The sequence below is a fragment of the Streptomyces candidus genome, from assembly GCF_014207445.1.
GTDB classification, from domain to species: domain Bacteria; phylum Actinomycetota; class Actinomycetes; order Streptomycetales; family Streptomycetaceae; genus Streptomyces; species Streptomyces candidus.
Genome location: NZ_JACHEM010000006.1, coordinates 372,357 through 395,193, shown reverse-complemented (window position 1 = coordinate 395,193; position 22,837 = coordinate 372,357). Strand labels below are relative to the sequence as shown.

Sequence of the window (22,837 nt, the reverse complement as noted above, 5' to 3'; positions counted from 1 at the left end):
CAGCTTTCAACTGGGGAGTTGAGCGGGGACTTCGGGGCCGTTCATGCATCCCAGCTCGCGGCTCATGGTGCGTGCCAACGTGGAAGCTAGGTTCTCGCGAAGTTCTCCGTCAAAGTCAGGAATGTTCTGTGCGTCGATCCACACCCAGAGAGGGAGGCCCGAAGCTTGTTTCTCGTGGGCCTTTGGAATCTGACAGGCGAGTGCGAAGCGCGACGCCGTAGTTCCCGGCATACGGGATGAATAAACGTCGCCCGCAGAGTGACGCCAGCCGAATTGCGGGTCACCTGAGGTGATTGCCGACATGGGCAGAAACGACCATCCCACCCGGGCTGTGAAGTGTTGGCGCTTCTCGGCAAGAACTAGCTGGCACGGGATGTAATCACTCCCCGCAGAGCCGGGGGAGATGCGTGGTGTCCACGCCCGTGCATCCTTTGTCAGGGATTTAGTGAGATCCTGGGGGGTTATGGCCCGGTTGAAGTATTGGACTGTCCCACCAGTCATCCGTGTGTGTACGGCATCGACGTTTTTCGCGCCGAGTAGTTCATTGCATGTACTCCATCCGGCGGGAGGGCCGCTTCGAGAAGGAGTTTGCTCGGAGCAGGAGATAGTAAGCGCGATTGCCGCGGCTAGGATGTAGAAGGCGACGCCGGTTCGTCTATGCCTCACTGGCTACGACGCTTTCTCTGCGGCATCCGTCTTTCCCATTCCGCGATCGTACGCATTGTTGACTCGATCGCGGAGGATCAGTCGTTGGTCGGTCGGCATGCCACTCGTATCCATATAACGTTCAATGGGGCGCCAGGCAGCTTTGGTTCCTACTGTTTCGATGTGCTGGCTTTGCTCAACGGCTGTTGCGCTGTGATCAGCCTCATTCGCCTTCAAGTACTCGAGCATCGAGTTCCCGTAAGCCGTATTTACGGCTGCGCCGCCTGCTTCCAGAAGCATGGGAACCGCTTGGGACGCGATGACTCCGGCGGCTGGGCCAGCGACAAGGGTGCTTCCCGCTCCCACTGCCACCTCGACGCACGTGCTCACTCCGAATTGACGCCAAGCGCCCTGTTGCTCCAACTTGAGATTTTCGTTGTCTCCCAACTCTCTAGCGTCTGCGCGAATCTGAGTCGATCGTGCCCCGTCGATGATTCCATGCATTTCTGCCGAGGTGCTTGCGATCTCACTACCGTTCATGTGATCCTTCCGGAATGCAGCCAGTCCGCTTGCCGTAAAAAACTCCTGCGCCGTCGAGAGGCTCTTGTAACCCTCTTCGCTTCTCGCCACCAATGTCATGAAATTCCTCACCTTCATCAGGTCGAAATCTGTTCGCTTAGATCCATCGCTACTGTAGGCGTAGCGTTCTTCTCTTCCCATTTCCCTTCCTGATCCGCCGAAATTATCCGACGAATAATTCAAGTCGTCGATATACGCAGCCCCCATTCGACCCAAACTGTCCATCATCTCCTCGTGCGGCTTCACCTCCGACGTGGGACTGTACAAGTCGATTACCTTCTTCATAATGGCTGCCGTCCCCTCGTCCCGGTGCAGCCCGGGTCGTACGTCGTCCCAGGGGTGGCCTGTCGTTGCCGCTTCCAGTGCGTGGCCCAAGGCGTCGGGGCCGCCCTTTCGGGCGTCTTCCAGTGCCTCGTCGTCGGTCGACCTGTCGAGAGTGTCTGCGGCCCACTCGAATTCGTTGCTCGTCAATTCCGCCAAATGCTCCCCGTCCGCGAAGAATTGCTTGGCTGCCTCCGGGCTGTGGCCCAGCCCCTCCAGCACGCTGGTCAGCGGGTCGTAGCCTGCGCCCGTGCGGCCCGAGGGGTTGAAGCCGTAGTCCGGGTCGTTCGGGGCGTACGGTCTGTTTTCCATGAATCGGTTGGGGTCCTCCTTGTGCAGGCGGAGGATGTCCTCGGCGATGGGGCTGATGAAGCGCGGGTCGTAGTCGCCGTAGCGGAGGAGGCCGCCCAGGATTTGGTAGCCGTAGGGTCGGTTGGAGGCGAGGGGGTCGTATTCGATGGGCTGGGTTCCCAGTTTCCGGAATTCCGGGCCCCAGCTTGTGGGCAGATGGGGCTTGTTGTCAGGGTCGGTGGCCGAGGCGAGGGCGGTGCCCATGCTGCGTTGCAGTTCCTGGACCTGAGCCAGACGTGTCGGGTCGTCACCCTCCGTGCCGTGCAAGGACATCCGGGCGTAGAAGTCCAGTGCTTGCTTCGGGCCGCCGAGTCCCCGGTAGAAGGCGGTCGAGAAGTCCGCGTCCTTCGCGTTGAACTTCATGATGCTGTTGAACTCGGCGTACTGGTCCTCGGTCATGCTTGGGCCGGACCGGGCCAGTTCCAGGGCGCGTTCCTGTTGTGCGTCGTCCAGGGAGCCGTATGCGCGGTGGCCGAAGTGGGTCGCGTCGTTGCCGTGCGACCCGCTCAGTGCGCGGGCCACCGAGGCGTCGATTTCGGCGGCGTGCGCGACGAGGACGGACAGGCGGCTGTGCAGCGCCTGGACGGCCGCTTCGTCGTGCGGCTGGGTCGTGCGCGGGACCGCCTTGTCGAAGGTGCCCGGTCGGTACTGGAGGTTCGCCCAGTCGTTCTGCACGGTCAGGTTCAGGCCCAGCTTCGGACCCTCCACCTCGCGGATGTGACGTACCGCCTTCTGGATCTTGACGAGTTCCAGGTGGGCGTCCTCGATGACCTTCACGATGCTCTGCGCTTCCGCGAGGGCGTCGGCGAATTCCTTTGTCGTCCTGCGAATGAAGTCACGGGTGACGGCCGCGTTGACGCCTTCCCAGCGGGCCCGTTCCGACTTGGCGAGGAGGCCGGTGCGGGCTTGGGCGGAGAGGGCCTTGAGGTGGGCGGCCGTGCGTTTCCAGTCGGCCACCGCGCTGCCGAGCCGGGTGAGGTCGACGTCGGCGACGTCGGCGTGGGTGAGGGCGCTCATGGCCGGTCCCGTCCGTCCCGGCCCTACTTGAAGTACTCGGTGAGGCGAGAGACGGGGGTGTCGGGGGCGACGATGCCCCGGATCTTCGTTCTGACCTTGGCGTCGTCCTGGGCGTGGGAAGCCTTCGTGTGGTCAAGGTGGTTGGAGATGTGTGCGCAGGCCTGGAGGAGGTGCTTCAACTGGGCGGTCCAGACGGTGACCGTCGTCCCCAGGGCCGGACCCATCGCGAAGTGGTGGCTCTTGAGGGAGACCGCCGCCTGCGAGGTCGAGCAGGCACCGGACCTGTCGAGGCCCGCCCCCGAGATGTCGGCCTGTCGGGACAGTGCGCGGTGGAGGACGAAGGCCTCGTGGCCGACCGCCCCCAGATCGTCCTGGTGAGCCACCAGGTCACCCCGGGCCCCGCCGCCCCCGCCACTGCCCCCGCCGCCGGGCGAGGCGGCGGCCTTGGCCGACTTCAGGCTTTCCCACTCGTTCCAGGCCACCGACGGGTCCTTCCGGCCAAGCGCTTCCTACGGGGAGGTCCCGTACGCCGACGCCGAGTTGCGGCGGGTACGGATCAGGAAGTCTTCCACCCGGGCGTGGTCGGGGAGGAGCGGCAGCGGGCTGCCGGATGCGGCCTCGGTCGCCGCCGTGATGAGGCGGCTCAACCGGTTTTCGATGTGCTGCCAGGGGATCTCGCCCCGCTTGACGCGGAGGAGGTCGTCGCGGGCGTCGCCCACGTCGGTCGTCAATTCACCCGTACGGAGAAGGGCGACGCAGCTCGTGAGGAGGCGGAGCAGGTGCATGGCGTGCTTCCACCGCGGAGCGCCGTACCGGCGTACGTCCGCGTCGATCCTGCGGCGCTGGCTTTCCGCGTACCCGACGAAGGTCGCGTGGACGCGCCGGGAGAGGAACGCGGTGCGCAGCGCGAGGAGTTCGTCGCCGCGGGCGTCCGTGTGGAGGGGGAGCGGGGAGTGCAGGACCTCCAGAACGTTGGGGTTGGCGCGCAGGGCGAGGGCGCAGAAGCGTTCCAGTTCCCAGGAGAACTGTTCGGGGGCGGGACCCTCCACGTGCGTGGGGGGCTTGTCGAAGCACCAGAAGAGGGGCGTGGGGGCGACGAAGACGCCGCGCACGTCCGTGTCGCTGTCCTCCGTCGCCAGGCCGAACGCGCGGGAACCCATCACGCAGGAGTAGATGCTGTGGTCACGGACGAGATCGGGCTGCGCGGGCGACGGGGGCATGGAAGGGATTGTTGCCGGTCAGGCCAGCCGGATCGAGCCGCTTTCCACCGTGATCGCACGGGGAGGAAGGGGCTGGGTCGCCGGACCGCCCGCCACCGAGGCATCCGCCACGCGGAACCTGCTGCCGTGACAAGGGCAGTTGATGGTCCCGTCGGACACGGACGCCACGTCGCATCCCTGGTGGGTGCAGGTCGAGGCGAACGCCTTGAAGCTGCCCGCCTCCGGCTGGGTGACGACCACCCTCTGCTCCTTGAAGACCTTGCCGCCGCCCACCGGGATGTCGGAGGTGGCTGCCAACGGGGCGGGCTTCGGGTCCTGTTGGCCGGTCGGAGCGGAAGCGCCGGACGGAGCCGGAGGGTTGTCGTCGGCGTCGCCCGCGCCCCCGCTGTCGTCGCCGTACTTGCTGCAGCCGGTGACCAGCGCGGCCGCCGTCCCGGCCGCCGCGGTCAGGACCGTCCGCCGGTGGGTGGGGTGGGTCATGGGGTGAGCTCCCTTGCGAGTGCGAGTGCGAGTGCGCTTGCGAGTACCGGTGCGAGGAGGTGTACGTGCGGCGGGGGGCGCGCGTTCACCGGGTTACGTGGTGACGCCGAAGGTGCGGAAGAACCACAGGGCGGACGTCAGCCAGGCCACCGCAAGGACGGTGAGGACCAGGCCGCCGACGACCGGCAGCAGCCACCCGGGCAGTCGCTCCGCCCGCAGCAGCAGCATCTTCGCCCTTGAACGCGCCGAAGAAGAAGCAACCCGCCAGAGAGTGCCACATCACGCGGCTGCCGAAGGACTGGAAGCCGAGACCGTAGAGGCAGTGCACGGCGACGGGGACCGCGAGCAGGAAGGCGATCCCGCCGGACCAGCGGTGGGTGGCGGACATCCAGGGCGCTGTACGGACGCCCGGCAGGCGGCCGTACAGCGCGAGGGCGGACACGACCTGGGCCAGCGCGAACGCGAAGGCCGCGGTCGCCAGCCACGACTTCACCGCGCCCGTGCTGCTGAACCCGGCCAGGTTGAACGCCGTGCCGGCCGGGTCGTGGATCCGCCCGTACGCCCCGAGTGCGACCGCGACCGCGGCGGCCACCAGTACCGGGACGGTCCAGCGGGCGGGCCCGGGGCGGCCGTGGCTGTGCGCGGGGGAGGGGAACGACATGGTCGGGGCGTTGGGGTCGACGTTGCTCATGGCGGGGTCACTCACTCCCTGGGTGGTGGGACGGGGCACAGGAGCGGGTCCCGTTACGGGACGACCGCACGGGCGACGAGCCGGGTGTCGCCGACCAGCACGGTTCCGGTGGCCGGGTCGAGACCGGGGGCGGCGGCGCGCCTGCCGTCGCGGGTGAGGATGCCGACCTGGCGGCCGTTCGGGAGGACGATCTACCCGCCGTCGACCTCGGCGCCGCGTACCCGCGAGGTCGCACGGTAGAGGCCGGACGGCTTCGTCGTCCTGGCGAGCGTGAAGTCCTGCTCCCGGTCGGTGGCTTCGACCGTGCCGATGAGCGTTCCCGCACGGGTGGAGGCTTCGAGTCCGGCGCCGTTCCTGCCGGTCAGGCGCATGCTGCCGTCCTCCTTGACGACGCCCTTCAGCCAGGACTCACGGGTACGGCCGTCGCAGTAGTACGCCACCGCTTTGCCGTCGCGCACGGAGACGGAGAGCGCGGCGGACCCGTCGGTGGTACGGCCCGCGTAGACGGTCTCGGAGGCCGGGACGGACGTCGTCGGCCCGGAGGGGGCAGGGGTGGGAAAGGGCGTCGGAGTGCCGGACGAGGACGGCGGGTCCGTAGGGATCTGTGAGGCGGAGGAGGCGGGCGGCGTGGAGGGGGCCGGTGGGGCGGAGGGCGTGCCGCCGCTCGCGTAACCCGGAGTATTCGTTCCTGTCGTCGCATTGAGCGACAGCATGAAGGCGGCGAGGAGCAGCCCCGCCAGGAGCGTGCAGAGGGGACCGGAGCGTTTCAAGGAGGGCCTCCCCAGTGCGCCGGATAGGCGGCGCCGGACCCACCATGCAAGCGGACCCGGAGTCGGCGCGTCCATAGCCAGGACGGGCCGGAGCGCGCGCTCCCCAAGCACCTCAATGACCGCCTGAGTGGCGGGGTGACTGCGGCTGGGCGAGATTGATCGAGTCCGGCGTCCGTGACTGGACCTGGTCCTCGGGCCGTTCGAGTCTCGGCTCCCGGCCCTCTTCGCACCTTCTCGAAAGGCTGGACCATGGCGGGCAACGACCTCGGCAGTCTCCTCGGCGGCCTCCTGGGCGGCAGCGGCAGCGGCAGCGGCAGTGCCGGCGGCTCCGGTTCCGGCGGCGCGGGAAACATCCTCGGCGCACTCCTCGGCGCTCTCGGCGGCAGTAGCGGCAGTGGCGGAACGCAGGGCGGCAGCCCGCTCGACGGCCTCCTGGACATGCTCAAGAAGTCCGGTCTGGGGGAGCAGGCGGAGTCATGGATCGGCACCGGCGGCAACCAGCCCGTCAGCGGTGCCGAAGTCGCCCGGGCGCTGCCCGACGACGCGCTGCAACAGGCCGCGGACCAGGCGGGTGTGAGCCCGCAGGAGGCTGCCGACACGCTGGCCCAGGCACTCCCGCAAGCAGTCGACAAACTGACCCCGGCCGGCTCGCTCCCGCAGGCGGCCTCCTTGGAGGACCTCGTCCGTCAGCAGCAGCTCTGATCCGACGCGCGTCCCGCACGCCCGGCTGGCCGCCCACGCCCCCGTACGCATGACACGTACTACGGCACGGGCGGCCGGAGCCGTTGTCGGTGGCGGCCACTACGCTGATCGGAACGCCCGACCGCCCCGCCCCCCGGCCCGGCACCACCGTTCCGACCCGGCGCCCGCGCCGCCCTGCGCAAGGACCTCCCGTGAGAACCGCACTCGTCATCGGCACCGGCCTGATCGGCACGTCGGCCGCCCTCGCCCTCGCGGCGCGCGGCGTCACCGTGCACCTCGCCGACCACGACCCGGACCGCGCGAGCACCGCGGCGGCCCTCGGCGCGGGGACCGACGAGGCGCCGGCGGGCCCCGTCGACCTGGCCGTCGTCGCCGTGCCGCCCGCCCATGTGGCGCGGACCCTGGCGGACGCGATGCGGCGCGGCCTGGCGCGCGGATACATCGACGTGGCCAGCGTCAAGGGCGGGCCGCGCCGCGAGCTGGAAGCGCTGGGCTGCGATCTCGCCCCGTACATCGGTACGCACCCGATGGCCGGCAAGGAGAAGTCCGGTCCGCTCGCCGCGAGCGCCGACCTCTTCGAGGGGCGGCCGTGGGTGCTGACCCCCACCCGCGACAGTGACACCGAGGTCTTCAACCTGGCGCTGGAACTGATCGCGCTGTGCCGGGCGGTGCCCGTCGTCATGGACGCCGACGGGCACGACCGCGCGGTCGCCCTCGTCTCGCACACCCCGCAGCTCGTCTCCTCCATGGTCGCCGCGCGGCTCGAGGAGGCCGACGAGACGGCGGTACGGCTCTGCGGGCAGGGCATCCGCGACGTCACCCGGATCGCGGCGTCCGACCCCCGGATGTGGGTGGAGATCCTGTCGGCGAACCCGGGGCCGGTCGCGGACGTGCTGTCCGGGCTTGCCGCCGACCTGGAGGAGACCGTGCAGGCGTTGCGGGCCCTCCAGTCGGGGGACGAGGCGAAGCGGCGGGGCGGCGCGGACGGCATCGAGGACGTGCTGCGCAGGGGCAACACGGGACGGGAGCGGGTGCCGGGCAAGCACGGGTCGGCCCCCGCCGCGTACGAGGTCGTGGCGGTGCTCATCAGCGACCAGCCCGGCCAGCTGGCCCGGATCTTCGCCGACGCCGGGCACGCCGGGGTCAATATCGAGGACGTACGGATCGAGCACGCGACCGGCCAGCAGGCGGGCCTCGTCCAGCTCATGGTCGAACCCGCATCGGCGGACACCCTGGCGCGGACGCTGGTGGAGCGCGGATGGTCGCTGCGACGGTAGGAAACGCCGGCCCGCCCGCCGGGAAGACGGTGGTGGGCGGACCGCGGTGAGGAGGGCGGAGGCGGCCGTCCGGCCTGCCCGTAAGGGGTACGCCATTCAGCCGGTACCGTAGATGGTTGGCAGCACTGTGGTCTGCCTCGTCAAGCCCGTGTTCTCAGGAAGGTGCCCGACACCGTGGAAAACGCCGCCCGGACCGCCCCGGCCGCAGTGATCGTCGCCATCGACGGCCCCTCCGGCACGGGCAAGTCCAGCACGTCCAGGGCCGTCGCCGCCAAGCTCGGCCTCAGCTACCTGGACACCGGCGCGCAGTACCGGGCGATCACCTGGTGGATGCTGACCAACGGCGTGGACGTCACGGACGCAGCCGCCGTGGCCACCGCCTCCGCCAAGCCCGTCATCGACTCCGGCACCGACCCGTCCGCCCCGGCCATCACCGTCGACGGCCAGGACGCCTCGGGCCCGATCCGCACCCAGGAGGTCACCTCCAGGGTCAGCGCGGTCAGCGCCGTGCCCGAGGTGCGCACGCGGATCACCGAGCTCCAGCGCGAGATCGCCCGCGCGGCCGGGGGCGGCATCGTCGTCGAGGGCCGTGACATCGGCACCACCGTGCTGCCCGGCGCGGACCTGAAGATCTTCCTCACCGCTTCCGCCGAGGCCCGCGCGGCCCGCCGCAGCGGCGAGACCAAGGGCGCCGATGTCGCCGCCACCAAGGAAGCCCTGATCAAGCGGGACGCGGCCGACTCCGGCCGGAAGACGTCCCCGCTCGCCAAGGCGGACGACGCGGTCGAGGTCGACACCACCGACCTGACCCTCGACCAGGTCATCGAGTGCGTCGTCACCCTGGTCGAGGAGAAGCGGGCCGGGAAGTGACGGACGCCAGTGCGCGCAGTGCGCGCGGCGCCGCCGTGGGGCGGGGCATCGGCATCGGCCTGATGTACGGCCTGTGGCGGCCGCGGGTGCTGGGTTCCTGGCGCGTCCCGGCCACCGGGCCGGTCATCCTCGCCGTGAACCACACCCACGGCATCGACGGACCGATGCTGATGGGGACGGCGCCGAGACCGGTGCACTTCCTCATCAAGAAGGAGGCCTTCGTGGGCCCCCTCGACCCGTTCCTGCGGGGCATAGGACAGCTGAAGGTCGACCGCCACGGCGTCGACCGGAACGCGATCACCGACGCGCTCGGCGTGCTCGGCGACGGGGGTGTACTGGGAATCTTCCCGGAGGGCACACGCGGCGAGGGCGACTTCGCGTCGCTGCGCGCCGGGCTCGCGTACTTCGCGCTGCGGTCCAGGGCGCCGATCGTCCCCGTCGCGGTACTCGGCAGTACGCGGAGCAGGAGCCGGCTGATATCGGCGGTGCCGCCGCTGCGCAGCAGGATCGACGTCGTCTTCGGCGACCCGTTCGAGGCCGGCGACGGCAGCGGACGGCGCACGAGGAAGGCGCTGGACGACGCCACGGTTCGGATCCAGGAGCGGCTGACCGCCCACCTGGCGGGGGCGAGGCGGCTGACCGGCCACTGAGGCGAGGACGGCAGCGGGGGGCAGGAACGGCCGCCGGGGCGGGAAGCGTCATCGGTGGCGGTGAGCGAGACTTGAGTAGTGGGCCGCGGGGAAACGCGGCTCATCGATGATGATTGAGGAACGGACTTCATGAACGACCAGATCCACTCCGGCGACGAGCACGGACCCGAGCAGGGCGCCTCGCACGGTGCGCTCGGCGACGCCGAGTACGCGGAGTTCATGGAGCTCGCCGCGCAGGAGGGCTTCGACCCCGAGGACATCGAGGGCGCCCTCGACGAGGCGTCGGCCGGGCCGCTGCCCGTGCTCGCCGTCGTCGGCCGCCCCAATGTGGGCAAGTCGACCCTGGTGAACCGCATCATCGGCCGCCGCGAGGCCGTGGTGCAGGACAAGCCCGGCGTCACCCGCGACCGCGTCTCCTACGAGGCCGAATGGGCGGGCCGCCGCTTCAAGGTGATGGACACCGGCGGCTGGGAGCAGGACGTGCTGGGGCTCGACGCCTCCGTCGCCGCCCAGGCCGAGTACGCCATCCAGACCGCCGACGCCGTCGTCTTCGTCGTCGACTCCACGGTCGGCGCCACCGACACCGACGAAGCCGTCGTACGGCTGCTCCGCAAGGCCGGCAAGCCGGTCGTCCTGTGCGCCAACAAGGTCGACGGCCTGTCCGGCGAGGCCGACGCCGCGTCCCTGTGGTCGCTCGGCCTCGGCGAGCCGCACCCGGTCTCCTCCCTGCACGGGCGCGGCACGGGCGACATGCTCGACGCCGTCCTGGAGGCCCTGCCGGACGCGCCCGCCCAGACCTTCGCGAACGGCACCCCGCTCGGCGGCCCGCGCCGCATCGCCCTCATCGGGCGTCCCAACGTCGGCAAGTCCTCGCTGCTGAACAAGGTGGCCAAGGAGGACCGCGTCGTCGTCAACGAGCTGGCCGGCACCACCCGCGACCCGGTCGACGAGCTGATCCAGCTCGGCGGCGTCACCTGGAAGTTCATCGACACCGCGGGCATCCGCCGCCGCGTGCACCTCCAGGAGGGCGCGGACTACTACGCCTCGCTCCGCACCGCTGCCGCGGTGGAGAAGACCGAGGTCGCCGTCGTCCTGATCGACGCCAGCGAGTCCATCTCGGTGCAGGACCAGCGCATCATCACGATGGCCGTCGAGGCCGGACGCGCCATGGTGCTCGCCTTCAACAAGTGGGACACCCTCGACGAGGAGCGCCGGTACTACCTGGAGCGCGAGATCGAGACGGAGCTCGGCCAGGTCGCCTGGGCCCCGCGCGTCAACGTCTCCGCACTCACCGGCCGCCACATGGAGAAGCTGGTGCCGGCGATCGAGACGGCGCTGGAGGGCTGGGAGACCCGCGTCCCCACCGGCCGTCTCAACGCCTTCCTCGGTGAGCTCGTCGCCGCCCACCCGCACCCGGTCCGCGGCGGCAAGCAGCCCCGCATCCTGTTCGGTACGCAGGCCGGTGCGAAGCCGCCGCGGTTCGTGCTGTTCGCCTCGGGCTTCCTGGAGGCCGGCTACCGGCGCTTCGTCGAGCGCCGTCTGCGCGAGGAGTTCGGCTTCGAGGGAACGCCGATCCACATCTCGGTGCGGGTGCGCGAGAAGCGCGGCCGCAACAAGTAGGCGGGCAGCACCTCCAAAGGTGCTAGTAGCCCCTGCGGGGGCCGGGCGGCAGTGCGGCGGGAACATGGTTCCCGGGGTGCTGCCGCCCTTGGCCGTGCTGGATGTGCAGGTTCTGCCACGTGCTGTACGGGGCGACGTAGTGACCGTGCTGGTGCTGGCCGGACTGCGGGTGCGGCGGCAGACCGCTGCCGACGCGATGGCCGTGCTGCAGGCCCGTCCCCGTGCCGAAGGCCGTGAAGCCGAGGTCCTCCTCGCCGCTCCGGTCGCCCGGCAGGGCACGGAAGGACCTGCGGTACTCGGAGTAGAGCGCGTCGTAGATCGGCGTGTACGAGGTGTGCGGCTGAGGCTCCTGGGACGGCCGCATGGCGGGGATCTGGCTCTGGAACGGGCGAGTGGGGTCGTATGAGTGCACGTCTGTGCCAACGACCCCACTGCCTCGCGGATGCGGGTACGGAGTGCATCCGGACCCACCGCCTCCGGATCACCCTCGCGCCGGATCACCTACCGCCTCCGGATCCTCGCGCCGGATCACCTACCGCCTCCGGATCCTCCGCGCCGGATCGCCCGCCGTCTCCGGATTACCCGCGCCGCCGGACGCGCCGACGGCGGACGACTGTCAGGTACCCGCCAGCGGCAGGGTCGCGGCGACCAGCCGGCCCTCGGCCGCCGCCTTGTCGAGGGCGCTGCGCAGCAGGTCCTCACGCGGCTGCTGGCCGATCGACCCGACCGGAGCGGCCAGGACGAGGACCTTCTGCGACTTGTTGGCGGCGGACCGCCACGAGTCGGTGACCTGGAGCGGACGGTGCGCCTGCCACCAGGCGACCGGGGTGCCGCCCGCGGCGCCGGGCTGGAGGACGGCGTGCAGCTGACCGGCGGCGAGCAGTACGGACCAGCCCGGCAGCGAGGCGGGCATCGCCCTCAGGTCGGCGACGGGCTGGAAGCCCTGTTCGGCGAGCAGCGGCAGGAACTCGTCCCCCGCGTCCGCGCCCGGCCGGGCGACCGCGGAGGTCGGCTCCACGACGAGCGCGGGCTGCAGCTCTCCCTCGATGAGGACGAGTCCGCTGGTGACCCCGAGCACGGCCTGCTCGGGCGACCCGTCGCCGGCCGAGCCGTCCTGGCTGGCGGTGATGGAACGGACCGCGCCCTGGAGCTGCTCCTCGGCGACCGGGACGACCTGGGACGGGATGCAGGTGGCGTGCGCGAAGGCGAGAACGGCGGTCTCGTCGCCGACGAACAGCACGGTGGAGGTGGCCTCCCTGCCGGAGTCGCCGGGGGTGCGGCAGGAGGTGCAGTCGTAGTTGCCGGGGGCGTTCTCACCGGCGAGCAGCCGGTCGGCTTCTTCGTCGCCGATCTCGGCGCGTACGTCGTCGCTGACGTCGAGCATGCGCGACACGGTTGGCTCCTAGAGCTGGGTGCTGGCGCCGGGCGGATCCCGGAGCTCAAGAAGACAACGGGCGATCCGCGGCCGGAGTCACGCGCGGGAGGGAACGGAATCGACCCGGACACGCTCTCCGGGCCTGCTTTCTCGTACGCATGTTCCCGCGTGCGCGTTCCCGTTCGGCACCGCAGGCACGGTGGTGCCGAACGGGAACCGCGGCTCGTCGTCGAGTGACGGCACGCAGTCGCGGCGGGCCCGATCGGTCACCCGACCGGGTGGGGGGCCGTCCGCGTTCTGCGCGCCGTGCGCGTGCGCACGGGGTGACGGTGATGGGGTGGCCGCGTGCTGAAGCCTCGATTGCGTTTCCTGTCCTGCGTGGTGCTCGGCGCGCTGGTCGCCCTCGCCCCGCTGCCCGCCGTCTCCGCGGCCCCTTCCGTCGCTGCCGCGTCCTCCGGCCCCGCCCTCGGAGCGCCATCCGCCGCAGGGGTCTCGGAGGCTCCCGCGTGCGCGGCGAGTGAGTGGCCGTGGAACTGCCTCGCCGAGTGCGAGAGCAGCGGCGACTGGACCGCCAACACCGGCAACGGCTACTACGGCGGGCTCCAGTTCGCCCAGCCGACCTGGGAGGAGCACGGCGGACTCGCCTACGCGCCCCGCGCCGACCTGGCGACCCGTAGCGAACAGATCAAGGTCGCCGAGGAGGTGCTGAGCACCCAGGGGTGGGGGGCCTGGCCCGAGTGCTCGAAGCGGTACGGGCTCCCCGACCACCGTATCCACATCGTGAAGACGGGTGAGACGCTCTGGTCCATCGCGGCCAGGTACAAGGTCAGAGGTGGCTGGCAGAAGCTCCACGAGGTCAACAGGGAAGCGGTCGGTCCCCGTCCGGACGGCCTCGTCACCGGGACCTGGCTGGTCATCCCCGAGGGGTCGGGACGGGGGAGGGGCGGACACGACGAGCGCCGTCGGTTCGGTCCGCCGGCCGACATCGCGCCGAGCGGGGCCAAGAGCTCCTAGGCACGGGCGGCGGCGGGCAACACTCCGCCGCCGGGCTCGCCCACCCCACCACGCACGCCGCCCCGGACCGCAGCGGCAGCTCGAACGCCATGCCCTCCATCCGACCCGTGTCCGGGAGCGGGCAAGTAAAGTCCTCAGCTGAAGGAACGGCGGCCGACAACGTGACCGGGCCGCCGAAGACCAGGGGGACTCACCGGCGCATGCACATCTCTTTCCTGCTCCACAACGCGTACGCCGTCGGCGGCACGATCCGCACCACGTTCAACCTCGCCCAGACCCTCGCCGAGGAGCACGACGTGGAGATCACCTCGGTCTTCCGGCACCGCGACGAGCCCGCCATGACCCCGCCTCAGGGCGTGCCCCTGGGCCACCTCGTGGACCTGCGCAGCCAGAGCCCCGGGTACGACGGGAACCGGCCCGAGCACGCCAGGCCCGCCCGCGTCTTCCCGACCGGCGACGGCCGCCACCCCCAGTACAGCCGCCTCACCGACCAGCGGATCGGCGCCCACCTCCAGGGACTGAAGGCCGACGTCGTCGTGGGCACCCGGCCGGGCCTCAACGTGCACATCGCCCGGCAGGCCCGCCCCGGCACCGTACGGGTCGGCCAGGAGCACCTCACCCTGGACGGCCACCGCTACCGGCTGCGCCGCGAACTGCGCTACCGCTACGCCCTGCTCGACGCGGTCACCACCGTCACGGAGGCCGACGCCCGCTCGTACCGGGAGAAGTTCGGGCTGCCCGGCGTGCGCATCGAGGCGATGGCCAACATCGTCCCGCCCGCCCGGCTCGCCCCCGCCGACGGCGAGGGGAAGGTCGTCGTCGCGGCCGGCCGGTTCGCCCCCGGCAAGCGCTACGACCTCCTCATCAGGGCCTTCGCCCAGGTCGTCGCCGCCCACCCCGACTGGAAACTGCGCATCTACGGCAGCGGCGAGACCGCCCCGAAGCTGCGCGCCCTCATCGACGAACTGCGTCTGCACAACCACGTGTTCCTGATGGGCGTCGCCGACCCCCTGGAAGCGGAATGGCCCAAGGGCTCCATCGCCGCCGTCACCTCCGACCTCGAAGCCTTCGGAATGACCATCGTCGAAGCGATGCGCTGCGGCGTGCCCGTCGTCTCCACCGACTGCCCGCACGGGCCCCGCGAGATCATCCGCGACGGCGTCGACGGCCGCCTGGTACCCATGGGCGACGCGGACGCCGTCGCCCGCGCCCTCCTCGACCTCGTGGAGGACGACGGACTGCGCAAGCGGATGGGCCGCGCGGCCTTCGAGAACTCCGCCCGCTTCGACCCCGTCCGGATCGCCGAGCGGCACGCCGCGCTCTACGCCGACCTCGTCGCCCGCGGCACCAACGACCGAACCCGCAGCACTCTGCGGGACAACCTTCACCGCGTGCCGGGTGTCCTCATCGACGAAGCCTTCACCCTGCGCCGCAAGGTCCTCTCCACGCTCCGGAAAGGCCGTACCGCATGACCACCTCTTCCTCCTCCCGGCCGCCGGCGGCCGGGGACGACGCCCCGGCCGTGCCGCGTGCCGACTGCACCGCCGACTCCGCGGGCGGAGTCACCTTCGACGTGGCGGTGGCGGCAGCGCCGGACGCCGCGCTCGTACTGCGCCGCGGCGGCAGGGCCGGCGACGAGGTACGGCTGCCGCTCACGCCCGTCTCGCCGGGCCGGCTGCGCGCCGTGCTGCCCAGCACGGTCGACCTCCCCGAGGGGCGCTGGGAGGCGCATGTGTACGGCGGTGGGACCGACCTGACCGTCCGGCCCGGTATCCGTGACCTGCGGGCCCTGGTCAGCCGTACGCCCGACCCCCGCACCGACGCGGTCGCCGTCCGCATCCCGTACGCCACCGCGGACGGCAGCCTCGCCGTCCGCAGCTGGCGCCGCGCCCCGCACGCCGAGGCCGGCGACATCCTCTTCGACGACGCGTCGATGACCGTCGAGGGACGGCTGTACGGGGCCGGGCTGGGACCCGGCGCGGCCGTCGAGGCCCGGCTGCGCGGCGACCGGGACCGGGTCCACCGCGAGCCCGTGACGGGCGCGGAGCACGCGTTCTCCTTCACGCTGCCCTACGCGCCCCTCGCCGCCGGCCGGGACGGCGCCAAGCAGGCCTGGGACCTGTGGCTGACGGCGGCCGACGGCACGCCCGCGATACGGGTGGCCCGGCTGCTCGACGACATCGCGGACAAGCAGCCCGTCTTCAAGTACCCGGTGCTGCCGGTCGGCGACGACGGCAAGACCGTGGCCTTCCCCTACTACACGCTCGACAACGACCTCACGGTCCAGATCGGCACCCCGTAGACGATCAGAAACCCCCGCCCGCACAGGACTTGCGGACCGCACCTGTCCGCAAGTTCTGGCAGACTCCGCACCATGTTGGAGACCTCCGCACGGCTGCTGCGTCTGCTCTCGCTGCTCCAGTCCCACCGCGAGTGGTCGGGCCCCGGCCTGGCGGACCGGCTCGGCGTCACGCCCCGCACCGTACGGCGCGATGTCGACCGGCTCCGTGAGCTGGGCTACCCCGTCCACGCCAGCCCCGGCACCGGCGGCGGCTACCAGCTGGGCGTGGGCGCGCAGCTGCCGCCGCTGCTGCTCGACGACGACGAGGCGGTGGCCGTGGCCGTGGGCCTGCGCAGTGCGGCCGGCCAGGGCATCGAGGGCATCGGCGAGACCTCCGTACGCGCCCTCACCAAGCTGGAACAGGTGCTGCCGGACCGGTTGCGCCGCCGGGTCGGCGCACTGAACGCGTTCACCGTGCCCATGCTGCACGGCCGCCGCGCCGGGGCCGTCGACCCGGGAGTCCTCACCGAACTCGCCGCGGCCTGCCGGGACTCGACGCGGCTGCGGTTCGAGTACCGCGACCACGAAGGCAGCGTCACCCGCCGCACCGTCGAACCGCACCGCCTGGTGTGCACGGAGCGCCGCTGGTACCTGGTCGCCTGGGACACCGACCGCGCCGGCTGGCGCACCTTCCGCGCCGACCGGCTCACGCCCACACCGCCGCACGGACCGCGCTTCGAACCACGCCAGGCACCGGCCGAGGACCTGGCCGCGTACGTCTCCGAGGGGGTTTCCACGGCGGCCTACCGGGCGACCGCCGTACTGCGCCTGCTGGTCCCCCTGGAGGCGGCCCGGGAGGTCGTGGGCCCCAGTGACGGCGTCCTGGAGGCGGAGAGCGAGAACACCTGTCTGCTGCGCACCGGGGCCCTGAGCCTGGACGTGATGGTGATCCACGTGCTCCTGACGGGGCTGGAGTTCGAGGTGCTGGAGCCGGTGGAGCTGACCGAGCGGATCACTGCGGCCCGTGATCTCCTCGGGCGCGCTCTGGATCGAGCGGCCCCGGCGTGACCTGGGTCTCCCGCTGCAGCGCGGCGATCTCCGGGTGGTGGAGGTCGAAGGCGGGGGACTCGGAGCGGATCTTGGGCAGGGTGACGAAGTTGTGCCGCGGCGGCGGACACGAGGTCGCCCACTCCAGTGAGCGCCCGTAGCCCCAGGGGTCGTCCCGGTCGGTCTTCGCCCCGTACTTCGCGGTCTTCCAGACGTTGTGGAGGAACGGCAGCGTGGAGAGGCCCAGCAGGAACGCCCCGCTGGTGGAGAGCATGTTCAGGGCGGTGAAGCCGTCGGCGTCGAGGTAGTCCGCATAGCGTCGCGGCATGCCCTCCGCGCCCAGCCAGTGCTGCACCAGGAACGTGGTGTGGAAGCCGGCGAACAGGGTCCAGAAGTGGATCTTTCCCAGCCGTTCGTCGAGGGGCTTTCCGGTGAACTTCGGCCACCAGAAGTAGAACCCCGCGAACATGGCGAACACCACCGTGCCGAACACCACGTAGTGGAAGTGCGCCACCACGAAGTACGAGTCGGTGACGTGGAAGTCCAGCGGCGGCGACGCGAGCAGCACCCCGGTCAGCCCGCCGAACAGGAACGTGACCAGGAAGCCGATGGACCACAGCATCGGCGTCTCGAAGGACAGCGAGCCCTTGAGCATGGTGCCCGTCCAGTTGAAGAACTTCACCCCCGTCGGCACCGCGATCAGGAACGACATGAAGGAGAAGAACGGCAGCAGCACCGCCCCGGTGGCGAACATGTGGTGCGCCCACACCACCAGCGAGAGCCCCGTGATGGCCATGGTCGCCCCGATCAGCATCACGTAACCGAAGATCGGCTTGCGGGAGAAGACCGGGATGATCTCCGTGATGATCCCGAAGAACGGCAGCGCGATGATGTAGACCTCGGGGTGGCCGAAGAACCAGAACAGGTGCTGCCAGAGCAGGGTCCCGCCGACCTCGGGCGCGAAGACCATCGACCCGAACCGCCGGTCGGACTCCAGCACGAGCAGCGCGGCCGCGAGCACGGGGAATGCCACCAGGATCAGGATCGACGTGAACAGCACGTTCCAGGTGAAGATCGGCATCCGGAACATGGTCATGCCGGGCGCGCGCATCCCGATGATGGTGGTCAGGAAGTTCACCGCGCCCAGGATCGTGCCGAAGCCGGACAGGGCGAGCCCCATGATCCACAGGTCGGCCCCCATGCCGGGGGAGCGCTCCAGCCGGCTGAGCGGGGTGTAGGAGGTCCAGCCGAAGTCCGCCGGGCCGTTGGTCACCAGCAGTGAGCCGAGCACGATGAGTCCGCCGAAGAGGAACAGCCAGTACGAGAACATGTTCAGCCGCGGGAACGCCACGTCGGGCGAACCGATCTGGAGCGGCATGATCGCGTTGGCGAACCCGGCGAAGGTCGGCGTCGCGAACAGCAGCAGCATGATCGTGCCGTGCATCGTGAACGCCTGGTTGTACTGCTCGTTCGACATGAGCTGGATGCCGGGCCTGGCCAGCTCGGCCCGCATCAGGAGCGCCATCAGGCCGGCGATCAGGAAGAACCCGAACGACGTGATCAGGTACAGGTGCCCGATCTTCTTGTGGTCGGTGGTGGTCAGCCAGTCCACGACCACCCGCCCGGGCCGCCGCTCCCGCACGGGCTCCGCGGCAGTCGTCTCGACGGTCGTCGTCCCCATCGTGCCCCCTCGCAGTCCCCGCCCGGGTCAACTCGTCACATGATGCGCGTGAGTACCCCGGACCGACAGGGGGCATGCGCGATCGGATGTGCGTATCAGATGTGGTACTCGGGCGGGACCCTCGCGCAGTTGGGGCGGAATCATGTATTCCGAATCGTGGGGAAAGTCTTCTTGCTTTCCTCGAAAGGCCTGAGGGGCGGAGGGCGGGAAAGGGCATCCGGAGTGAATTCGAAGTGAACGTGGGCACGTCAGAATCTCGGCGGCGAGACGGCATTCTCCCGCGAAAGAAGTGCCCTATCGAGTGAAAGGGCATCCGCCAAACTCCTGTAGTGATCTTGTGACACAAGCGTGACCGGGAAGGTATCCGGGCCTACGGTGGCTCCCATGGCACCTCTACCGACACCCCCCGCCCAGCCCGAGGACACACCCGACCGCTACGTCGGTCTCGCCGCCGCCGAGGCCACCCGGAGCGCCGAGGAACACGGCTGGAGCACCGTCAGGACGCTCCCGCCGGGCACGATCATCACCATGGAGTTCCTCCAGGGACGGCTGAACTTCGAAGTCCAGGACGACACCGTGACCCGCTGCTGGGTCGGCTGACCGGCCCCGTCACAAGGGTCCGCCCCCACCGCGGCGAAGGCCCCGGACCGCTCACCAGGAGCGGTCCGGGGCCTTCGCCTTGCGCGCGCCGGGTTTCCCCGGCGGGCGTTCCTGTCCCGGGCCGGCCGGGTCAGCGCGTCGCGTGGGGCGCGTGCGTACCGCCCTTGTGCGGCTGCGGCGGCCGTCGGCTGCCCGCAGGGGCGACCGACGGACGTTCGGAGCGGGCCGCGTGCGGACGGGCCTGGAGGTGGGCGGAGGCCTGGAGGTGCGCCGGAACGCCCTGGGACGCGGGACGCGTGCCCGCGTACCGGCTGCCGCCCGCACTCACCGGCTCGCGGGCCGCGGCGGGCTCGGTCGCACCCGGGAGTACGGCGGGCACCGTCACCGCAGCCCCGGCAGGCACCGCCGCGCCGGGGACGCCGCCGGAGAACCCGGGGACGGCCGGTACGAACGCCCCGCGCGAGCGCCACCGCTCGCGCACCGCGAAGACGAACGCCTCGGCCCGCCCGATCAGCGGCTCGAACCAGGGCAGCGCCAGCAGGATGAGCAGCCCCGCCGCCCAGCCGAGCAGCACGTCGCTCAGCCAGTGCGTACCGAGATAGACCGTGGTCGCTCCCACGCTGAGGGCGACCACCGCGGAGAGCACCGAAAGCCAGCGTCTGGCCCTCGGTGTGGTGGCCAGATAGGCGAGGATTCCCCAGGTCACGACTGCGTTGGCGGTGTGGCCCGAAGGAAATATATCGCCGCCCGCGTACAGCTCGGCGGAGCCGATCTGCGTCGCGTAGTGCGGGCCGAGACGGCCGAGGCCGATCTTCACCGCGCCCACCGTGACGTTGAGCAGCAGCAGCGAGGTGGCCAGCGTGAGCAGCGGACGCAGCGTGTGCTGGCGCCAGGAGCGCCAGCCGAGCCAGGCGGCGACCATCACGGCGGTGGGACCGCGCTGGCCGAGCACCACGAGGTAGTCCAGGAAGGCGTGCAGCTCCGGCCACTGCTCGTACGCCCGGAAGAGCATGACCTTCCAGTCGAGCAGGACGAGCCAGGAACTCAGCAGCACGGCCCAGACGATGGCGAGGTAGAACGCCAGCGTCGAGCCGAAGAGAACCTTGCGGGTCCCGCTCATGCGGGGGATCTCTATCTTCGGCGGCTCCGGTTCCCGGTCCAGCCGGGCAAAGATTCGGTCGATACGCACCCAATCGACGTTACCGCGAGTGCGTGACGGGCCCGACCGGTCTCCGGTCTTTGTGATGACCATGTGATGTGGAGTGTGTCTCATCTCAAGGTTTGTTCCGGGTTCCGCGGGAAATGGCGGGTGCGTTGTTCCCTATTCATTACGGCACACTCCCGCAACTCCCTTTGAATCCGGTGAATTCTGGTGGGCGGGTCGTCATCAGGAATTCCGCGTTCCGTACGACGGCCGCCCGGGCCGACCGCCCGCCGACCGCGCGGTGACCCGTGCCGGCGCCCGGGAGCGGACCGCCGGGGGAACCGCGGGGGCCCCGCCGAGCGTGCTCCCGCGTGGCGCACGCCACACCTGTCGGGAGGTTTCCGTGAGAGATGGACCACGCGCCCGACGGGTGAACTCGCGTACGCTGACGGCTCGCTCGCCCGTCGATGCCGGGCCCCACCAGGTCGTATGAATTCGTGACGTATGAATGCATACAGTGCCGGCGGTCTGCCGAGCGCGAGAGGTTCTCCGGGAGGTCACGTACATGGCAGGGACAACCACGGCCGGCGCCGAGCTGACTGCGGGAGGTCCTTTGCGACGGCTCCTCTCCGGGCAGGGGGCCAACCGCTGGGTCGTTCTCGTGGTGCTCTGCGTGAGTCTGATCCTCGTCGCACTCGACTCGACGATCCTGCACATCGCGGTCCCCTCGGTCACCGAGGACCTGCGTCCCGGTTCCGTGGAGCTGCTCTGGATCGTCGACTCCTACCCTCTGGTCTGCGCTTCGCTTCTGATCCTCTTCGGCACGCTCGGCGACCGGGTGGGACGCCGTCGCATCCTGCTCCTCGGCTACGGACTGTTCGGCTTCGCCTCGGCGATGGCCGCACTCTCCGAGACCCCCCAGTTGCTCATCGCGGCCCGTGCCCTGCTGGGCATCGGCGGCGCGATGATCATGCCCGCGACGCTGTCGATCCTCCGGCAGGTCTTCCCCGACCGGCGCGAGCGGGCGATGGCCATCGGCATCTGGGCGGCGGTCTCGGGAATCGGTGCGGCCGGCGGTCCGGTGCTCGGCGGCTTCCTGGTGGAGCACTACTGGTGGGGCTCGGTCTTCCTGATCAACATCCCGCTGATGATCGTGATCCTCCCGCTCGGCCGGCTGCTGCTGCCGGAGTCGCGCGGCAGCGGCAAGGGCCCGTGGGACGTGATCGGCGCGCTGATGGCCTCCGCGGGCGTGCTCGGCGTCGTGTACGGGGTCAAGCGCGCGGGCAGCGGCGACCCGGTGCTCGACGTGCTGACCCTGGCTCCGCTGCTGGTCGGGGCGGTGCTGCTGGTGCTGTTCGTACGACGGCAGAGGCGCCTTGAGCACCCGCTGATCGACATGAATCTCTTCAGCCGGGTCACCTTCACCACCTCCGTGGGCTGTCTGGTGCTGGGCATGCTCGCGCTGGTCGGCCTGGAGCTCATCGCCGTCCAGTACCTCCAGCTGGTGCTCGGGCTGAGCCCGCTGGAGACCGGCATGCGTCTGCTGCCGCTGACCTTCGCGGCGATGGCGGCGGGCGCGGTCGGCGGCTGGGTCCTGCACAAGGTGGGTCCGCGCGCCATGGTCGTCTTCGGCTTCACGCTCACCGCGGCCTCGGTCAGCCTGCTGACGCTGATGGGCCAGGAGGACCGGCCGTGGCTGATGGCGGGCGGATTCGTCCTCCTCGGCTTCGGCATCCAGGCGACGCTGTTCGGGTCGTACGAGTCGATGCTCAGCGAAGCCCCCGCCGACTCGGCGGGCGGCGCGGCGGCCATCGGCGAGACCTCCTACCAACTCGGCGCGGGCATGGGCATCGCCCTGCTCGGCAGCGTGATGAACGCCGCGTACGGGCCCGGCGTCAAAGGCGTCGAAGGCGTCTCGGCCGCGGAGACGAAGTCCGCGTCGAACTCGCTCGGCGAAGCGTACGAAGTGGCCAAGGAGATCGGCGGCACGGCGGGGGCCGCCCTGCGCTCGACCGCCCGCGTGGCCTTCGTGGACGGTCTGCACCTCACCTTGCTCACCAGTGCCGGCCTGCTCCTCGTCGGGGCCTTCGCCGCGCTGCGGCTGCCGCGCGGCATGGACCAGACGGCGGCCTCCGCCGACGGCGGGGACGGCAGAGGGGACGGCGGAGGGCCCCCGTCGGGCGGTCCCTCCGTACCGAAGCAGTACGACCTCACCAAGCAGCACGACAGCACCAAGCAGCACGACAGCACCAAGCAGCACGACAGCGCCGGGCAGCACGACCGCGTCGAGCCAGACGACCGCACGAAGCAGGGCGGTCGGGCGGAGTCGGGTTCGCCGGGGGCCGGGCGAGGGCAGGCTGAGTCCCGGCAGCTCCGCTCCACGGCGCGTGAGCGGGCCGACGCGACCGCGGGCCTGGACTGAACAGGACCCCGCCCGTACCGTTTCCCCGAGCATTAACTAACACCGCTAGTTAATTCGTCCGCGAGCCGTGTCCGAAAGTC

Annotated in this window: 20 protein-coding genes and 1 pseudogene; 11 read left to right on the top strand and 10 right to left on the bottom strand. The window is 70.5% G+C overall.

Annotation, left to right across the window (positions count from 1 at the left end):
• Positions 1-669: 669 nt before the first annotated feature.
• The 6 genes and pseudogenes from HNQ79_RS14905 to HNQ79_RS14880 form a co-directional block, all read right to left on the bottom strand.
• Entirely contained in the window at positions 670-2,913 is a 2,244-nt protein-coding gene (locus HNQ79_RS14905; protein WP_185031035.1) for a hypothetical protein, read from the bottom strand.
• 23 nt (positions 2,914-2,936) lie between these two features.
• Positions 2,937-3,395, bottom strand: a complete 459-nt coding sequence (locus HNQ79_RS14900; RefSeq protein WP_185031033.1) for a hypothetical protein — start codon at positions 3,393-3,395, stop codon at positions 2,937-2,939.
• A gap of 27 nt (positions 3,396-3,422) precedes the next feature.
• Entirely contained in the window at positions 3,423-4,133 is a 711-nt protein-coding gene (locus HNQ79_RS14895; protein WP_185031031.1) for a nucleotidyltransferase domain-containing protein, read from the bottom strand.
• An 18-nt stretch (positions 4,134-4,151) separates the two neighbouring features.
• Positions 4,152-4,613, bottom strand: a complete 462-nt coding sequence (locus HNQ79_RS14890; RefSeq protein ID WP_185031029.1) for a Rieske (2Fe-2S) protein — start codon at positions 4,611-4,613, stop codon at positions 4,152-4,154.
• A gap of 93 nt (positions 4,614-4,706) precedes the next feature.
• Positions 4,707-5,304, bottom strand: a pseudogene (locus tag HNQ79_RS14885) (DUF6529 family protein).
• 191 nt (positions 5,305-5,495) lie between these two features.
• The gene (locus HNQ79_RS14880; RefSeq protein ID WP_308437349.1) at positions 5,496-6,074 is read right to left on the bottom strand and encodes a hypothetical protein; all 579 of its coding nucleotides are present in this window, start codon (positions 6,072-6,074) and stop codon (positions 5,496-5,498) included.
• A gap of 249 nt (positions 6,075-6,323) precedes the next feature.
• On the opposite strand from HNQ79_RS14880, the gene HNQ79_RS14875 reads away from it, so the two are divergent.
• The 5 genes from HNQ79_RS14875 (at position 6,324) to der (ending at position 11,193) form a co-directional block, all read left to right on the top strand.
• The gene (locus tag HNQ79_RS14875; protein WP_185031027.1) at positions 6,324-6,776 is read left to right on the top strand and encodes a YidB family protein; all 453 of its coding nucleotides are present in this window, start codon (positions 6,324-6,326) and stop codon (positions 6,774-6,776) included.
• A gap of 191 nt (positions 6,777-6,967) precedes the next feature.
• Positions 6,968-8,053, top strand: a complete 1,086-nt coding sequence (locus HNQ79_RS14870) for a prephenate dehydrogenase (RefSeq protein WP_185031025.1) — start codon at positions 6,968-6,970, stop codon at positions 8,051-8,053.
• A gap of 162 nt (positions 8,054-8,215) precedes the next feature.
• Complete coding sequence (cmk, locus tag HNQ79_RS14865; RefSeq protein WP_185031023.1) at positions 8,216-8,923, top strand: (d)CMP kinase; 708 nt, start codon at positions 8,216-8,218, stop codon at positions 8,921-8,923.
• Entirely contained in the window at positions 8,920-9,573 is a 654-nt protein-coding gene (locus HNQ79_RS14860; protein ID WP_185031020.1) for a lysophospholipid acyltransferase family protein, read from the top strand. Before cmk ends, HNQ79_RS14860 begins: the two co-directional genes overlap by 4 nt.
• A gap of 129 nt (positions 9,574-9,702) precedes the next feature.
• Entirely contained in the window at positions 9,703-11,193 is a 1,491-nt protein-coding gene (gene der, locus HNQ79_RS14855; protein WP_185031018.1) for a ribosome biogenesis GTPase Der, read from the top strand.
• Between the two features lie 22 nt (positions 11,194-11,215).
• Here the strand turns inward: der and HNQ79_RS14850 are convergent, their stop codons facing one another.
• A complete protein-coding gene (locus HNQ79_RS14850; RefSeq protein WP_221507698.1) occupies positions 11,216-11,557 on the bottom strand; it encodes a hypothetical protein in 342 nt (113 codons plus the stop codon).
• Positions 11,558-11,809: 252 nt separating this feature from the next.
• A complete protein-coding gene (locus HNQ79_RS14845) occupies positions 11,810-12,586 on the bottom strand; it encodes a DUF8842 C-terminal domain-containing protein (protein WP_185031014.1) in 777 nt (258 codons plus the stop codon).
• Positions 12,587-12,913: 327 nt separating this feature from the next.
• Here HNQ79_RS14845 and HNQ79_RS14840 point away from each other — a divergent pair, with 327 nt between their 5' ends.
• The 4 genes from HNQ79_RS14840 to HNQ79_RS14825 all read left to right on the top strand — a co-directional run bounded on the left by HNQ79_RS14840 (position 12,914) and on the right by HNQ79_RS14825 (position 16,931).
• Positions 12,914-13,582 (top strand): LysM peptidoglycan-binding domain-containing protein, encoded by a 669-nt coding sequence (locus tag HNQ79_RS14840; RefSeq protein WP_229923584.1) that lies wholly within the window; start codon positions 12,914-12,916, stop codon positions 13,580-13,582.
• Positions 13,583-13,782: 200 nt separating this feature from the next.
• Positions 13,783-15,054, top strand: coding sequence for a glycosyltransferase family 4 protein (locus tag HNQ79_RS14835; RefSeq protein ID WP_185031012.1), 1,272 nt, complete (start codon positions 13,783-13,785; stop codon positions 15,052-15,054).
• The gene (locus HNQ79_RS14830) at positions 15,051-15,884 is read left to right on the top strand and encodes a transferase (protein WP_185031010.1); all 834 of its coding nucleotides are present in this window, start codon (positions 15,051-15,053) and stop codon (positions 15,882-15,884) included. The genes HNQ79_RS14835 and HNQ79_RS14830 overlap by 4 nt, the downstream gene beginning before the upstream one ends.
• 72 nt (positions 15,885-15,956) lie before the next feature.
• A complete protein-coding gene (locus HNQ79_RS14825) occupies positions 15,957-16,931 on the top strand; it encodes a helix-turn-helix transcriptional regulator (RefSeq protein WP_185031008.1) in 975 nt (324 codons plus the stop codon).
• On the opposite strand, the gene ctaD is transcribed toward HNQ79_RS14825, so the two are convergent.
• Positions 16,876-18,591: an aa3-type cytochrome oxidase subunit I gene (gene ctaD / locus HNQ79_RS14820; protein WP_185031006.1), complete on the bottom strand. Its 1,716-nt coding sequence runs from the start codon at positions 18,589-18,591 to the stop codon at positions 16,876-16,878. The genes HNQ79_RS14825 and ctaD overlap by 56 nt on opposite strands.
• Before the next feature lie 384 nt (positions 18,592-18,975).
• Between ctaD and HNQ79_RS14815 the strand changes: the two genes are divergently transcribed.
• Positions 18,976-19,191, top strand: coding sequence for an I78 family peptidase inhibitor (locus HNQ79_RS14815; protein WP_185031004.1), 216 nt, complete (start codon positions 18,976-18,978; stop codon positions 19,189-19,191).
• Between the two features lie 130 nt (positions 19,192-19,321).
• Here the strand turns inward: HNQ79_RS14815 and HNQ79_RS14810 are convergent, their stop codons facing one another.
• Entirely contained in the window at positions 19,322-20,380 is a 1,059-nt protein-coding gene (locus HNQ79_RS14810; protein ID WP_185031003.1) for a phosphatase PAP2 family protein, read from the bottom strand.
• A gap of 520 nt (positions 20,381-20,900) precedes the next feature.
• Here HNQ79_RS14810 and HNQ79_RS14805 point away from each other — a divergent pair.
• Entirely contained in the window at positions 20,901-22,757 is a 1,857-nt protein-coding gene (locus HNQ79_RS14805) for an MFS transporter (RefSeq protein WP_185031001.1), read from the top strand.
• Positions 22,758-22,837 lie beyond the last annotated feature (80 nt).